The sequence below is a fragment of the Candidatus Skiveiella danica genome (assembly GCF_022705245.1).
Taxonomy (GTDB): domain Bacteria; phylum Pseudomonadota; class Gammaproteobacteria; order Burkholderiales; family Burkholderiaceae_C; genus Skiveiella; species Skiveiella danica.
Genome location: NZ_JAKJEW010000002.1, coordinates 81,766 through 95,338, shown reverse-complemented (window position 1 = coordinate 95,338; position 13,573 = coordinate 81,766). Strand labels below are relative to the sequence as shown.

The window sequence follows — 13,573 nt, the reverse complement described above, 5'->3', positions numbered from 1 at the left end:
TAAATCAATGGATGCCGCCTTTTCTTCTGCCGCCGGCCTTGGAGCCGACCAGCCTGCGCCCGGCCAGAGCCGCTACGGCTGGCTGGCCGCCAGCCTGCGCGCACGGATCACGCGGGGGGAATGGGTGCCCGGCACGGCGCTGCCGGCCGAAGCCGCACTGGCGCGCGAGCACGGCGTGGCGCTGGGCACATTGCGCCAGGCGCTGGCGCTGCTGGTGGCCGAGGGCCTGCTGGAGCGCCAACACGGGCGTGGCACCTTTGTGCGCGCGGGGCTGGGCGGGGCGTCGATGCTGCGCTTCTTCCGCTTTCGCCACGGCGGTGACCTGACAGCCACGCCGACCTCCACCATCCTGTCGCGCCGCGTGGTGGCCGCCGTGCCGGAAACGGCCGAGGCCCTGGGCCTGCCGACGGGTGCCAGCGTGCTGGAACTGGAGCGCCTGCGCAGCCTGGACGGCGAGCCCTGCCTGCTGGAGCAGCTGTGGCTGCCGCTGCCGGCTTTCGACGCGCTGAAAGATTCCGACCCCGCCGCCTGGGGCGACCTGCTCTACCCGCTGTACCAGGGCCTGTGCGGCGTCACGGTCAACAGGGCCGAGGACGACCTGCGCTTCGGCCTGCTGACCCGCGAACAGGCCGCGCTGCTGCGCCTGGACGCCGGCCACCCCTGCGTGCAGGTGAACCGCCGCGCCTTCGACCTGGCCGGGCGCTGCATCGAGCAACGAACCACGCTGGGTGATGCCTTTGCCTTCCAGTACACCGCGCAGGTGCGCTGAGCACCGCAACCCCCCAAAATCAAAGGAGACAGCCATGTGGATCATGAATTTCAAGCCAAATAAGGCACTTCCCAGCGTCGTGCGGTCACTTTCAGCTATTGCATTGATAGCGTTTTCAGCTACGGCGTCGGGCCAGGCCCCGGCCGCCTGGCCCACCAAACCGATCGCGCTGGTGGTCACCTACCCACCCGGCGGCGGGGCCGACGCCATGGCGCGCCTGATCGCCCCCAAACTGGGCGAGGCGCTGGGCCAGAACGTGATCGTCGAGAACAAGCCGGGTGCCGGCGGGCAGATCGGCGCGGCCGCCGTGGCCAAGGCCGCGCCGGACGGCTACACGCTGATGCTGGACGCCTCGTCGTTCGCGGTGAACCCGTCGCTCTATCCCAAGCTGCCGTATGACACCGAGAAAGCCTTTCGCCCCATCGGTGTGATCGCGCTGTTTCCCAACGTGGTGCTGGTCAACGCCCAGTTCCCGGCGAAGAACGTGGCCGAGCTGATCACGGCGGCCAAGGTCAAGAAGGACGCGGTGTCGTTTGCCTCGTCCGGCAACGGCTCGGCACAGCACCTGGCCGGCGCGCTGTTCGAATCGGCCGCCAAGGCGGACATGGTGCACGTGCCCTACAAGGGCGGTGGCCCGGCCCTGAACGACGTGATCGGCGGGCAGGTGCCGGTGTTCTTCGGCAACCTGGCCTCCACGCTGCAGCACATCCAGAGTGGCAAACTGCGCGCCCTCGCGGTGACTTCGGGCAAGCGCACGCCCATCCTGCCGGACGTGCCCACGCTGGCCGAGGCCGGCGTGCCCGGCGCCGAGGTGTACGAGTGGAACGTGGTGCTGGCCCCCGCCGGCACGCCCGAGCCGGTGGTCGCCAGGCTGTCGGCCGCGCTGCAGAAGGCGCTGGATGCGCCCGAGGTCAAAGCCCGCATCGCCACGCTCGGCGGCGAGATCCAGAAGGGCAACCCCGAGGCCGCTCAGGCCTTTGTCAACCAGCAGATCGCGCTGTGGGCCCGGGTGGTGAAAGCCCGTGGCATCACGCTCGAATGAACCCGCAACTCTTTTCACCGTGCAACCCAGGACTGACATGACCGACGCTTTCTCCTCCCTCACCCGCCGCCAGTGGCTGGCCACCTCCGGCGCCGTTGCGCTGGCCACCTCGCCCTGGCTGGCGCGCGCCCAGGCCGACTGGCCGACCAAGCCGCTGCGACTGGTGGTGCCTTTTGCGCCGGGCGGGAGCTCGGAGATCGTCGCGCGCGCGGTGGCCGGCGAAATGGCCAAGACCATGGGCCAGAACGTTTTCGTGGACAACAAGCCCGGCGCGGCCGGCAACATCGCGATGCAGGAGGTGGCCAACTCCACCGACGGCCATACGTTGATCCTGGGCCACATCGGCACGATGGCGGTGAACCCCTACATCTTTGCCAAGGTGCCCTACGAGATGAAGGACTTCATCCCGATCACGCTGGTCTCCAAGGTGCCCAGCCTGTACGTGGTGCATCCGGACCTCCCGGTGAAGAACCTGACCGAGTTCGTCGCCTACGCCAAGGCCCGGCCCGGCCAGCTCAACTACGGCTCTGCGGGCAATGGCAGCGCCGGCCACCTGGCGTTTGAATACCTGAAGATGGCCACCGGCATCTTCGTGGTGCACGTGCCCTACCGCGGCACCGGGCCGATGCTGACCGACCTGCTGTCCGGCCGGCTTCAGGCCGCGGCCGTGGGCGCACCGGCGTTGCTTCAATTCATCAAGGCCGGCAAGCTGCGCTGCATCGCCACCGGCTCCGCGCAGCGCCTGCCCCAACTGCCCGATGTGCCCACGGTGGCCGAACAGGGCTTCAAAGGCTTCGAGATGACGCAGTGGTATGGCCTGCTGGTGCCCGCCAAATGGCCCAAGGCGCACGTGGCGAAGATCGAGGCCGAGGCCATCCGGGCCACGCGCAGCGCGGCGGTGAAGGACAAGCTGGCCCAGGACACCGCGCTGGCCGTCGGCAACACCGGCGCCGAGTTCGACGCCTTCATCAAGGCCGAGCAGGCGCGCTGGAAGCCGGTGATCGCGCGCGCGCAGATCAAGCCCGACGGCGTGTAGTCGCCGCCACGGCCGTCGCGCGGGGCCGGTGGCAGGGTGCGCGGCGCCTTGGGCACAATCCGGCAATCGGGTTCCGTTCAGGTGCTGGACATGCTTGGATTCCTTCCTCCGCTCGCGCGCGGGGTCATTGCATTTTTGCTGCTGCTGCTCAACACCCTTTTCTGGGTCGGTCCGTTGCTTGCCTTGGCGCTGGTGCGGCTGGCCTTGCCGTTCAAGGGCGCGCGCCTGCGCATCGATCCCTGGACCAACGCCATCGCCACGCAGTGGATCGCCGGCAACAGCGGCTGGATGCGGTTGACGCAGCGCACCGTCTGGGACGTGCAGGGCGTGGACGAACTGGCCTACCACGGCTGGTACCTGGTGAACTGCAACCACCTGGGCGCGGTCGACATCTTTGCCTTGCAGCACGTGCTGAACCGGCGCATCCCGCTGCTCAAGTTCTTCATCAAGCAGCAGTTGCTCTACGTGCCGATCATGGGGCTGGCCTGGTGGGCGCTGGATTTTCCGTTCATGAAGCGGCACTCCGCCGCGGCGCTCAAGCGCAACCCCGCCTTGCGCGAACAGGACCGCGAGACCACCCGGCGCGCCTGCGAAAAGTTCGCCCTGGTGCCGACCAGCCTGATGAACTTCACCGAGGGCACACGCTTCACGCCGGCGAAGCACGCGGCCCAGGGCTCACCCTACCGCCACCTGCTCAAGCCCCGCACCGGGGCGCTCGCGCTGGCCCTGCATGCGATGGGCCGGCAGTTTCATTCCCTGCTCGATGTGACGCTGGCCTACCCGGACGGGGTGCCCACCTTCTGGCAGTTCCTGTGCGGGCGCGGGACGCGGGTGGTCATGCGGGTGCGCCAATTGCCCATTCCGGTGGCTTTCTGCGACGGTGATTACGAGCGCGACCCCGAATTCCGCGCGGCCCTGCACGACTGGTTGCACGCCCTGTGGGCCGAGAAGGACCGCGAGATCGACCGCCTCCTGCGTGTCTGATGGCCGCCCGGCGGGGGCACATTTCTCCCTCCGACAAGGGGAATTGCTTGGTGCCGGCCGTGCTTGCGCCTAAGATGCCGCCCAATCGCCCGAAACATTCCGGGACCCCCGGGGAAGGATGCGCCATGTACAAGAAAATCGTGCTCGCCTACGACGGCTCCGAATCGGGCCAGCAGGCCCTGCTCGACTGCCATGAAATCGCCCAGTGGAGCCAGGCCGAACTGACTCTCATTGCCGTCATGCCACTGCCCCTGTCCGTCATCGGGCCCGAAGGCGGCGTCTACGACCCGGAGCTGGAACGTGAAGAAAAGGCCCACTTCCAGGAGATCCTGGACGCCGGTGTGCGCAAGCTCGCCGATGCCGGCTTGGTGGCGCGCGGCGAAGTGGTGACCGGTGACGCGGTGAGCGAAATCGCCGCCTGTGCGCGGCGCATCGGCGCCAACCTGATCGTGGTGGGCCACAAGCACCTGGACGGCTGGGCGGCGCGCTGGTGGCGCGGCTCGGTGTCGCGCTCGCTGATCGATGACGCGCCCTGCAGCGTGCTGGTGGTCATCACGCGCTGAACCCTGCCGGCCGCGGCCGCTCACGGAGCTTCGAACAGACCGCCCGCGTTGGCGATCTCCCAGGCGATCTGCGGCCGCTTCTCGATGCCGCGCCGTATCGCGGCGGGAATCGCCTGGCGGGTCTTGCGGCACAAGCCAGGCTGCTCCTGCACCCTGATCAGGATGCCGCGCAGGCTGCGCACGCCGCGCGGGCTGGTGACGAGGGTCAGGCGGATGCCGAGCTGCTGTTCCATTCTTTCTTCCAGGTGCCGCAGGTCGGCCAGGTCGCGCAGGTTTTCCAGCCGTTGCAGCAGGCTCTTTTCGTCCGCGCGCGACAGGCGCAGGATGCGCAGGTCACCCTGCGGGTCCGCCAGCAGCCTGTCGCGTGCGCAGATGCAGGCGCCGGGCGGGCATTCGGTGCGCAGGGGAAACGGTGGCAGGTGCGAAGTCACAGGCGCAGTCCATCCCCGTCGCGTGCCGGGCGGGCGGCCCGAATGATCGTGATCAAGCGGGTGGATGGTGCGATCCGTGGCATGGTCTGGCTGTTACGCTGTCGGCATCGGATCGTATCCGAGGCGCGGCGTGCAACTTTCCTTTCGAGGTGCGACATGAATTTCCAGACTCTGACCGTCACTGCCCTGGTCGCCGGGTTCTTTGCCGCCGGTGTGGTGGCCCAGACCTCCGCGGCACAGCCGGCTGCGCCATCGGCGTCTGCCGTTGCCGCCGGGCGTGCGGCCGTGAACGCCGACAAGGAGAAGTTGAGCCGGGACAAGGCGATGCGTGCCGATCCGGCCGTCATCAAGGCGGACCAGGCGCAGCTCGATGCCGACCAGAAGAAGCTCAAGGCAGACCGGGCCCAACTCCATTCGGAGAAGAAGCAGATCAAGGCCGACAGGAAGAAGGCCAAGGAGGAGCGGTCGCAGGCCACGGCGGAAAAAAAGGCGCGCGACGCAGAAAAGAAGAAACAGAAGGCCGAGAACAGGAAAGCCAAATCCGAGAAGGCCCAGCCGCAGCCCGCACAGAACCCCGCGTCGGCTCCAGCGGCAAGGTAGGCGCAACGTGCTTCGGGCCAGAGCCGCCGCGCTCACTGCGCGTGGGCGCTCCCGGCCTGTCAGGACATGGCCTTGCGGCAGTAGCAGTAAACGAATTGTTGGACGGTGCCTGCGGGTGTGTGATGCGCCTCTTTCTCGTGCCGCAGCAGTGTGAAGGGCGAGCCGAACTGCGCGTGCAGCTGGTCCGGGCTGTAGCGCATGACGGGCAGACCGCTGCATCGGTCAGGGCCGTCTTCGGAAAAGGTGGCAACGATCACATGGCCGCCTGGCTTCACGGCACGCAGCACGGCTTGTACGTAGGCCTGCCGCTCTTCGGGGCTTGTCAGGAAATGAAAGACGGCGCGGTCATGCCAGACGTCATAGGCGTGGAAAGGGAGATCGGCCTCGGTGATGTTGGCCTCGATCCACTGAACCGATCGGGCTTGGATACCCAGGCGCCGCTGTGCGGCAGCCAGGGCCGTACCGGACAGGTCCAGCACGGTCAGCGACCGATAACCGGCGCTCAGCAAATCGTCGACCAGCGTCGATGCGCCACCCCCGACGTCGATGATGGAGGCCTCCAGCGAAACGCCGGTTTCGCGAATCAGGCGCAGGGAATGCTCGGGATGTTCCTGAAACCAGCTGACCGTGTGGGCGGGTTTGGTCTCATAGACATTCTCCCAATGGGCCTTGGGTTGCATAAGGCATCTCCTCGACGTGACGGGTGGGCTCGGGGCCGCAAGCGGATCCCATGCTCACGGGCAGCCGTTATGTAGCTTCCATTTGTCCTCGTGCCCCATTTTCCGGGCAAATTCAGGGACACGGCAACGCTCTTCTTCCGCGGCACTTGGCGGCGGTGAGCCGGGGGCTGGTGCCACAGTGGTCGTTCCCCGGATTGGCGATTCGGGCAGCGCGCCCGCGGCAAACCACAGCCCCGCAAGAAACGCCACCAGGGATCCGTATTGAGCCGCGGACACCTGCTGGATGGGTTGCCGGTCTTGTACGTCGCAAACTCCACCGGGACAGAGTTGGGCTCGTTCCCGGTTGAACAGGTTGTAGATCCTGCAGCCGATGCAGATGCCAAAGGCCGTCTCGAAAAAAAGCAACAGCAGGCACAGTGCGCAGACCAGGATGTTGACGGGCCCCCGGACGTTGTTGAACACCACCAGGTAGAGCATCGCTGAAGCGAGGGCCAATCCAATCGCCCAGGCAAACCGCTTCTGGGGTGCACCCACGTACTCGGGCAACTGGTTTCGCACTGCAATGCGTCCCAAAACGAGGCTCGGAGAAAAGCGGGGATTGACCAGCACCCTCAGGAAAAAGTCCGCAAAGAACCCCGTCACCACCAGTTTGGTGGGTGCGAAATTCCCGCTCAGCCAGGCGTTCATGAAGGCAATCAGAGCCAGCAGGAACAGGATGCCCGCCCCGGCCCGTGCCTCCCGCTCGTTGATGACGGGAACCGCATAGTCCGCGTGATGTTCGCCGAACTGGAAAATATTGGTCATGACGGAATTATGGGGGTGCAACCGGCCAGGTCGACCCTTGTGAGGGGTTTTCTAAACTTGCCTTTCGCTGCTGGTGCGTGCGCATCAGACGGGTTCATTCGTCTGTCTTGTGGAGATTCAGGGGTGCGGTTTGGCAAAGGGATTCGGATTCTGGCGACTTCTTTCGTGATGGCATTGCCGCTGGCGCAAGCCGCGGACTGTGGCGCACCGGTCATCGAGGTGGTGGACGCGGCGGCGCTGAAGGGCATCAAGCGCGTCGCCGTGACCTCGTTCACGGTGCAATACGTGACGTCGCAGGTCTGGGACACCTCGTTTACCTCGGGCGGCACGGGCCACGGCGTCAAGGGGCCGGGCGGCTCGTTCGTCGGCACCGGCATCCGGCAGACCGCCGGCCAAGGCGGAAAAGGGCAACGGCGCCGGCGCCATCACCAGCGTTTTCTACACGCCGGCGGGCGTGCCGCTGGTGCTGGACGACAAGTTCGACCACCTGGCCGCCGGGCGCTTCGGCTCCAACGTGAACGATCCGATGCTCACCTTCGCGGGCAAGATCAAGGCAGGGGCCTAGCGGGCGGCGATCAGCTTCGGCAGGTTGCCCATGGCCGCCATCGCTCCGGCCTTGAACCGGGCCATGATGGCCAGCTTTTCTTCATCGGCCGGATCGATCTCGGAAATCATCTTGCCGAACCCGTCGAGCCGGCTGTTGCGCAGCCATTGGCGCAAGGCCTTGTCCTGGCCCCACTTGAACTGGTTCATCATGTTGCCCATGACGCAGGCCGGGTAGGCCTCGATCGCGTGGGGGAAGGCAATCGTGGTGCAGAGCTGGTTCTTCACCGCGTCATCGTCATGGTGCGCCTCCACGTAGGCCACCAGGGCCGCGCTGAACGTGGGCAGCGGCATGCGCACGATCTGCAGCACCAGCTTGTCGCCCTGAAAGATCGGCTGCACGGGCTTGGGTTCAACGGCAGACGCGGTGCAGTCGATGAACAGAGAGGTGCCGGCCACGGGGACGCGCCCCTGGTCCAGCACCATCTCGCCTGTTTCGATGGCCTGCACACGGCCCAGGCGGATCACCTGCGTGATCCGGCGCAGCAAATCCACCTCTGCCTTGGACAGGGTCGCGTAGTGAAACATCGTCGGCTTGCGCTGCGGGTCGATGCGCATCATCTGGTCGCTGGCCTCCAGCCGTTCGAACAGATCATCGAGCGACGTCGCCCGGGCGCAGGCCTCCATCAGTGCGGCCTGCCCGCCCATGCTTTCCTTGAAAAATGCCATGCCGGGCTGGGTGCTCGCGCGGTTGACCACCCAGGAGTCACGCGGCATGACCCAGCTGATGGCCTCGGGCGGCGCGCCGGAGTTGAGCAGCCACACGCCCACGTCCATCGCCGTCTTGCCGGCGCCGACGATCACGAAGTGCGCCGGGCGTGGCGCCTGGCTTTGCCACAACTGCGGCAGTGCGTTGGGGGTGACCAGCCGCACGCCCTCGGCCACCCGGTATTTGGGCGTCTGGGTCGAAGGCACCCGGGTGTTGTACCAGGTGGCGTCCACCGTTTTCTTGCGCACCGTGACCGTCGTTTCCTCGCCGGACAGGAGCGAGACGAAGCGGCCGTCCCCTATGTAGTCGCACATCGGGTGGTAGCTGACGCGCCCGCTGGGCAGCAGCTTCTGGTTCATCACGCGGTCGAAATACCCGCTGACCTCGGGGCCGGAAGCCAGCTCGTAATAGCCCTTGTTGACGCCGACCGTGTCGATCCGGTCGGCCCCGAGCGCCATGGAGTTGACGCCATAGAACGCCGAGGGCTGGTGCAGCGCCACAAAGGAATAGGCGTCGTTCCAGTGTCCGCCGGGCTTGCCATGCCGATCGACCAGGGTGATGTGCGCGTCGGTCTCGTCCAGCAGCGTGTCGGCAAACGCCAGCCCCACGGCGCCGCTGCCGATGATCAGGTAGTCCGTCTCGATGCGCGCCATGGGTGCCCCTTGGTGAAGATGGCCTGGCGCCAAGGAAGCATGGGTTGCGACCGGCCAGCTATCTCGGCGCAGTATCGCGGTTGCCGCCTTACCCGTCCAGCAGGCGGGTGTGCCGGCGGCCGCCGAATTCGGCCTCGACGGATCGGCGGCGCTCAGGCCCGCGCCTGGTGCTGCGCGGCGAAGGCCTCGTACTAGGCCAGGCAGCCGGGGTTCGCCATCGCCTCGCGGTTCAGCACCTTTTCCAGCGGGTGGCCCAGCAGCAGCTTCTTGATTGGCAGCTCCTGCTTCTTGCCGGAGAGCGTGCGCGGGATCTCGGCCACCTGGAAGATCTCGTTGGGCAGGAAACGCGGGCTCAGCGACACCTTGATCGCCTCGTTGAGACGGGCTTTCATCGCCTCGTCCAGCGCCTGCCCCTCGCGCAGCACCACGAACAGCGGCATGTAGCTTTCGCGGCCCAGGTATTCGAGGTCCACCACCATGCTGTCCATCACCTCGGGCAGGGCCTCCACCGCGCTGTACAGCTCACTGGTGCCCATGCGCAGGCCGTGGCGGTTGATGGTGGCGTCGCTGCGCCCGAAGATCACGCAGCCGGTGCTGCCCGTGGCGGGGTTGCCGATGCGCAGCCAGTCGCCATGGCGCCAGACGCCGCCGGCGTCCGCAGGCCGGTCACCCCCTCCGGGCTTGCGCCCGTGGCCGGGGGGGTACATCTCGAAGTAGCTGGAGAGCAGCCGCGCGTTGTTCGTGTCGCCCACGAAGTACAGCGGCATCGACGGAATCGGCTGCGCGCAGACCAGCTCGCCCACCTCGCCCAGCACCGGTTCGCCGGCGTCGTTCCAGGCCTCCACCGCGCAGCCCATCAGGCGGCATTGCATCTCGCCCGGCACCTGCGGCAGCTCGCGGTGGCCGCCGATGAAGGCGCCGGCAAAGTCGGTGCCGCCGCTGATGTTGCACCACCAGATATCTTGTTGGGCTTCGGTTTTTGCGATCGCGGCAAACTGGGCCGTGCCCCACTGCTGCGCCTCGGGCGACAGCGGCGAGCCGGTGGTGCCCAGCGCGCGCACTTTCGACAGGTCGCCGCAGGTGGACAGGTCCACGCCGGCCTTCAGGCAGTTGGCAAAGAAGGCCGCGCCCGCGCCGAAGAAGGTGACGCCCAACTCGGCGCCGAAGCGCCACAGGGTGGTCCAGTCGGGCTTTTCCTTGCTGCCACCGGGGTTGCCGTCGAAGATCACGCAGGTGGTGCCGTTGAGCAGGCCGCTGGTCTGGGCGTTCCACATCACCCAGCCGGTGGAGCTGTACCAGTGGTAGCGCTCGCCCCAGTTGTTGGGGTGGTAGCTGCAGCCCACGTCGTTGTGGATGATCTTCAGCGCCAGCGCCACGATCACCGTGCCGCCGTGCCCGTGCACGATGGGTTTGGGCAGGCCGGTGGTGCCGCTGGAGTAGACAATCCACAGCGGGTGGTCGAAGGGCAGCCAGAGCGGCTCGAAAGCCGCCACTTTGGCATCATTTCGGGCGATTCCCAGCACAAACGGATAATAGTCAACTATCAAATCCGATGATTTGTCGTCGCCCGCATGGCCCAGGTTGCGGTGCAGGATGACGTGGCGCAGCGTGGGCAGGGCGGCGCGCATCTCGGCCACCACGCCCAGCCGGTCGAAGTCGCGCCCGCCGTAGGTCACGCCGTCGCAGGCGATCAGCACCACCGGGTCGATCTGGCGGAAGCGGTCGAGCACAGCGTTCGTGCCCATGTCGGGCGCGCAGACGCTCCAGACCGCGCCGATGCTCACCGTGGCCAGAAAGGCCACCATGGTCTCGGGAATATTGGGCAGGTAGGCGGCCACGCGGTCGCCGGGTTGTACGCCCGCTTCCCGCAGGTGCAGCGCCAGCGAGGCCACCTGGCGGCGCAGCTCGGGCCACGACAGCTCGTGCTGCTGCCCCTTCTCGTTGCGGCTGATGATGGCCGCAAACCCCGCCGCGTGCGCCGGCCCCACATGGCGCAGCACCTGCTGCGCGTAGTTGGCCTGCGCGCCGGGAAACCATTTCGCGCCCGGCATCACGTTCTTCGCCAGCACCGCGGTGTGCGGCGTGGGCGAGCGCAGATCAAAGTAATCCCAGATGCTCTGCCAGAACGCGTCCAGCTCGGTGGTGGACCAGCGCCACAGCGCGTCGTAGCTGTCAAAGCTCAGGCCGCGCGTGTCGCGCAGCCAGTTCTGGTACAGGCGGATCTGGGGGATGAAGGCCGGGGTAGGGGTCTCGCTCATGCCGATGAGGGTAGCAGCGGCGTGCACCCTGCGCATCGGGGAATCCGCGAGCCTGTCCGGCGCCGGCAAGGGCGCCGTTTGCCCTATGCTGTGCGTCCCCACGAACCCGAGGCCGCCATGACCCTGCCCACCCCCATCCTCGAACCCGTCGCCGACCTCACCGTCTTTGTCGCCACGCCCATCGAGGCCGGCCAGGTCACCGGCCTGAACAGCCGGGGCCGGCGCCGCATCATCCCGATCACGGGTGGAAAAGTGACGGGTCAACTCAGCGGTACCGTGCTGCCCGGCGGCGCGGACTTCCAGATCGTGGTGTCCGACACCTGCGCCGACCTGGATGCGCGCTACCTGCTTCAGCTCGACAATGGCGAACACGTCTTCGTGATGAACCGTGCGCTACGCCGGGGCTCTGTGGAGGACATCGCGAAGCTGGTGCGCGGCGAGCCGGTGGACCCGGCGGCGATCTACTTCCGCTGCGCGCCCACCTTCGAGGTCTCATCGCCCTCGCTGGCCTGGCTGACGGAAAGCCTGTTTGTCGGCACCGGGGCGCGCTTTCCGGACCGGGTGGAGATGCGCTTTTTTCGCGTGATGTGAGCCTGCAGGGCGCCCGGTGTGCTCTGGCGAGGGATGGAGCGCTTTGAGCGGCGAGACCCATTGCCAGAAAGGGCCGGGTTGCTACAGTGGTATCGAACAAGTTTGGAGAACTTCATGAACATCGCCACTCCCGCTCGCCGGCTGCTGCAGATCTTTTTTCTGACCTTTGCCGCCTGCGTGGCTTTTTCCGTGCCGCAGGCTGCCCAGGCCTACGAGGACGGTTGGCGCACCTGCGCCGATGAGGGCCAGATCTGCCGCGTGAACGGCCGCGCCGTGGTGCGCTACGGCGCCGAGGGTCGCTGGACCAGCCGCTCCGTCGTCAACGGCGTGGAGTGCAACAACGACGCCTTCGGTGACCCTGCACCCGGTGATCCCAAGCGCTGCCAGGTTCGCGTCAGCGGCTACGACGGAAGCGGCAGCTACCGGGAGACGGCGCTGGGCTGGAGCTTTTGCGCGGCCGAAGGCGAGATCTGCCGCTTCAGAGGCCAGGCTGAAGTGCGTTTCGGCCAGGGCAACAGCTTTGTCACGCGCACCGCCTATGACGGCGTGCGCTGTGATGTATCGGACTTCGGCGACCCGATCCGCGGCGTGACCAAGTTCTGCGAAATTCGCCGATCCGGCGGTCAGCGGTATGAGAACAGCAGCCAGGGCTCCTGGGACGGCTGGGGCTCCGGCGCGTCCGCCGGCGGCTGGCGCTATTGCGCCGCCGAGGGCGAAACCTGCCGCGTTCGGGGGCGTGCGCTGGTGCGATTCGGCGACGGGCGCAACTTCAAGACCCGCAACGTGAACGGCGAAGTCGCGTGCGATGCGGGCATCTTCGGCGACCCGGCCCGCGGTGTTACGAAGCACTGCGAGGTGCAGGCCAATGCCTACGGCCAGGTCGACACCTCCGATTGGCGCCGCTGCGCAATGGAAGGCGAGATCTGCAACTTCAGGGGATCGGTGCAGGCGCGCTTTGGCACAGCCGGCCGCTACGTCTACCGCGACGGCGTCAACGGGGTGTATTGCAGCACCAACTTTTTCGGCGCCGATCCCTACCCGGGCCGGGCGAAATCCTGCGAGATCAGGCGCTGACGCTCACTTGATCATCTTCCACACCAGCTCCAGTCCCACCGCCCACAGGTCGCCGTTGCCGGCCGACGGGCCGCTGAACAGGTTGGAGCGCTCGGCCTTCGCTTCGCGCTCGGCCTTCAGGCGGTCGCGCTCGATGCCGATCAGCGCATCGGCCAGGTCCAGCGGCCGGGCGGTGGCCTGGCGCTGCGCGGCGCCGGCGTAGCCTTCCAGCGCGCGCGCCACGGCGGTGGGGTCGAGCAGCGAAAACGCCGATCGGCAGTGCGGGCAGGCGTGGTCCTTGCGCAGGTCCACTGGCGCGCCGCAGCCGGTGCAGGTGATGATCGCCACGCGCTGCGCGATGTCGTCGATCTCGGGTTTCGTGAGCTGGCGCACAAAGCCTTTTTCCACCATGAACGAAGAAAAGGCACTGAAGCGGCCGTGCCGGCTGGGGCAGCGGTAGGTGACGTAACGCCCGCTGCGCACCACGTCGAAGCCCTTTTCCAGCGTGCGCTCGCAGCGCGGGCAGGCCAGCCGCGCGGCCAGCGGGTGGCGCGGGGCATCGCGCTGCTCGTGCAGCAGCCGGAACAGCTCGACCACCGAGGCCGGCGCAAGTTTGAGGTTTTCCTGCGGGTCGAACCACAGGCCCTGGCAGGCAAAACAGATGTCCAGCTCCAGCGGCCGCCCGTCCTGGCTGGCCAGCGGGTGGATGGACATGGGCGCTTTGCAGGAGGGGCAGGACGTGGGGCCGGGCATGGGGGTGGACTCGCTGGCGGGATGCTATCCAGACAATAGCAAAC

General features: G+C 67.1%; 14 protein-coding genes. 8 read left to right on the top strand and 6 right to left on the bottom strand.

The genetic code is table 11. The features are described 5' to 3' along the window. Positions 1-7: 7 nt before the first annotated feature. The 5 genes from ACMUOY_RS01610 to ACMUOY_RS01590 all read left to right on the top strand — a co-directional run bounded on the left by ACMUOY_RS01610 (position 8) and on the right by ACMUOY_RS01590 (position 4,394). Positions 8-769: a GntR family transcriptional regulator gene (locus ACMUOY_RS01610; RefSeq protein ID WP_413890407.1), complete on the top strand. Its 762-nt coding sequence runs from the start codon at positions 8-10 to the stop codon at positions 767-769. A 34-nt stretch (positions 770-803) separates the two neighbouring features. Continuing rightward, complete coding sequence (locus ACMUOY_RS01605) at positions 804-1,811, top strand: tripartite tricarboxylate transporter substrate binding protein (protein ID WP_413890405.1); 1,008 nt, start codon at positions 804-806, stop codon at positions 1,809-1,811. Positions 1,812-1,848: 37 nt separating this feature from the next. After that, on the top strand, positions 1,849-2,847 hold the full coding sequence (locus ACMUOY_RS01600) for a Bug family tripartite tricarboxylate transporter substrate binding protein (protein WP_413890403.1): 999 nt from the start codon (positions 1,849-1,851) through the stop codon (positions 2,845-2,847). Positions 2,848-2,937: 90 nt separating this feature from the next. Further along, positions 2,938-3,831 (top strand): acyltransferase, encoded by an 894-nt coding sequence (locus tag ACMUOY_RS01595; protein ID WP_413890401.1) that lies wholly within the window; start codon positions 2,938-2,940, stop codon positions 3,829-3,831. A gap of 125 nt (positions 3,832-3,956) precedes the next feature. Continuing rightward, positions 3,957-4,394, top strand: coding sequence for a universal stress protein (locus ACMUOY_RS01590; RefSeq protein WP_413890399.1), 438 nt, complete (start codon positions 3,957-3,959; stop codon positions 4,392-4,394). Positions 4,395-4,414: 20 nt separating this feature from the next. Here ACMUOY_RS01590 and ACMUOY_RS01585 read toward each other — a convergent pair whose 3' ends face one another. Beyond that, a complete protein-coding gene (locus tag ACMUOY_RS01585; RefSeq protein ID WP_413890397.1) occupies positions 4,415-4,825 on the bottom strand; it encodes a hypothetical protein in 411 nt (136 codons plus the stop codon). Positions 4,826-4,981: 156 nt separating this feature from the next. Here ACMUOY_RS01585 and ACMUOY_RS01580 point away from each other — a divergent pair, with 156 nt between their 5' ends. Then, positions 4,982-5,425 (top strand): hypothetical protein, encoded by a 444-nt coding sequence (locus ACMUOY_RS01580; protein WP_413890395.1) that lies wholly within the window; start codon positions 4,982-4,984, stop codon positions 5,423-5,425. A 59-nt stretch (positions 5,426-5,484) separates the two neighbouring features. On the opposite strand, the gene ACMUOY_RS01575 is transcribed toward ACMUOY_RS01580, so the two are convergent. The 4 genes from ACMUOY_RS01575 to ACMUOY_RS01560 all read right to left on the bottom strand — a co-directional run bounded on the left by ACMUOY_RS01575 (position 5,485) and on the right by ACMUOY_RS01560 (position 11,132). Further along, positions 5,485-6,105, bottom strand: coding sequence for a class I SAM-dependent methyltransferase (locus tag ACMUOY_RS01575; protein ID WP_413890393.1), 621 nt, complete (start codon positions 6,103-6,105; stop codon positions 5,485-5,487). A 54-nt stretch (positions 6,106-6,159) separates the two neighbouring features. Next, positions 6,160-6,909 (bottom strand): DUF4395 domain-containing protein, encoded by a 750-nt coding sequence (locus ACMUOY_RS01570; protein ID WP_413890391.1) that lies wholly within the window; start codon positions 6,907-6,909, stop codon positions 6,160-6,162. 561 nt (positions 6,910-7,470) lie between these two features. Next, positions 7,471-8,874: an NAD(P)-binding protein gene (locus ACMUOY_RS01565; RefSeq protein ID WP_413890389.1), complete on the bottom strand. Its 1,404-nt coding sequence runs from the start codon at positions 8,872-8,874 to the stop codon at positions 7,471-7,473. A gap of 191 nt (positions 8,875-9,065) precedes the next feature. After that, entirely contained in the window at positions 9,066-11,132 is a 2,067-nt protein-coding gene (locus ACMUOY_RS01560; protein WP_413890387.1) for an acetoacetate--CoA ligase, read from the bottom strand. Positions 11,133-11,249: 117 nt separating this feature from the next. Here ACMUOY_RS01560 and ACMUOY_RS01555 point away from each other — a divergent pair, with 117 nt between their 5' ends. Next, the gene (locus tag ACMUOY_RS01555) at positions 11,250-11,723 is read left to right on the top strand and encodes a DUF3237 domain-containing protein (RefSeq protein WP_413890385.1); all 474 of its coding nucleotides are present in this window, start codon (positions 11,250-11,252) and stop codon (positions 11,721-11,723) included. A 114-nt stretch (positions 11,724-11,837) separates the two neighbouring features. Continuing rightward, positions 11,838-12,797, top strand: a complete 960-nt coding sequence (locus tag ACMUOY_RS01550; RefSeq protein WP_413890383.1) for a hypothetical protein — start codon at positions 11,838-11,840, stop codon at positions 12,795-12,797. Between the two features lie 3 nt (positions 12,798-12,800). Here ACMUOY_RS01550 and ACMUOY_RS01545 read toward each other — a convergent pair whose 3' ends face one another. Beyond that, positions 12,801-13,529, bottom strand: a complete 729-nt coding sequence (locus ACMUOY_RS01545; protein WP_413890381.1) for a zf-TFIIB domain-containing protein — start codon at positions 13,527-13,529, stop codon at positions 12,801-12,803. Between the last annotated feature and the right edge of the window lie 44 nt (positions 13,530-13,573).

Bases quoted from the DNA above. Each gene is read 5' to 3' on its own strand.
- ACMUOY_RS01595 (WP_413890401.1), top strand. From the start codon at position 2,938: ATGCTTGGATTCCTTCCTCCGCTCGCGCGCGGGGTCATTGCATTTTTG.
- ACMUOY_RS01560 (WP_413890387.1), bottom strand. From the start codon at position 11,132: ATGAGCGAGACCCCTACCCCGGCCTTCATCCCCCAGATCCGCCTGTAC.
- ACMUOY_RS01550 (WP_413890383.1), top strand. From the start codon at position 11,838: ATGAACATCGCCACTCCCGCTCGCCGGCTGCTGCAGATCTTTTTTCTG.
- ACMUOY_RS01545 (WP_413890381.1), bottom strand. From the start codon at position 13,529: ATGCCCGGCCCCACGTCCTGCCCCTCCTGCAAAGCGCCCATGTCCATC.
- ACMUOY_RS01605 (WP_413890405.1), top strand. From the start codon at position 804: ATGTGGATCATGAATTTCAAGCCAAATAAGGCACTTCCCAGCGTCGTG.
- ACMUOY_RS01590 (WP_413890399.1), top strand. From the start codon at position 3,957: ATGTACAAGAAAATCGTGCTCGCCTACGACGGCTCCGAATCGGGCCAG.
- ACMUOY_RS01570 (WP_413890391.1), bottom strand. From the start codon at position 6,909: ATGACCAATATTTTCCAGTTCGGCGAACATCACGCGGACTATGCGGTT.
- ACMUOY_RS01575 (WP_413890393.1), bottom strand. From the start codon at position 6,105: ATGCAACCCAAGGCCCATTGGGAGAATGTCTATGAGACCAAACCCGCC.
- ACMUOY_RS01565 (WP_413890389.1), bottom strand. From the start codon at position 8,874: ATGGCGCGCATCGAGACGGACTACCTGATCATCGGCAGCGGCGCCGTG.
- ACMUOY_RS01555 (WP_413890385.1), top strand. From the start codon at position 11,250: ATGACCCTGCCCACCCCCATCCTCGAACCCGTCGCCGACCTCACCGTC.
- ACMUOY_RS01610 (WP_413890407.1), top strand. From the start codon at position 8: ATGGATGCCGCCTTTTCTTCTGCCGCCGGCCTTGGAGCCGACCAGCCT.
- ACMUOY_RS01580 (WP_413890395.1), top strand. From the start codon at position 4,982: ATGAATTTCCAGACTCTGACCGTCACTGCCCTGGTCGCCGGGTTCTTT.
- ACMUOY_RS01600 (WP_413890403.1), top strand. From the start codon at position 1,849: ATGACCGACGCTTTCTCCTCCCTCACCCGCCGCCAGTGGCTGGCCACC.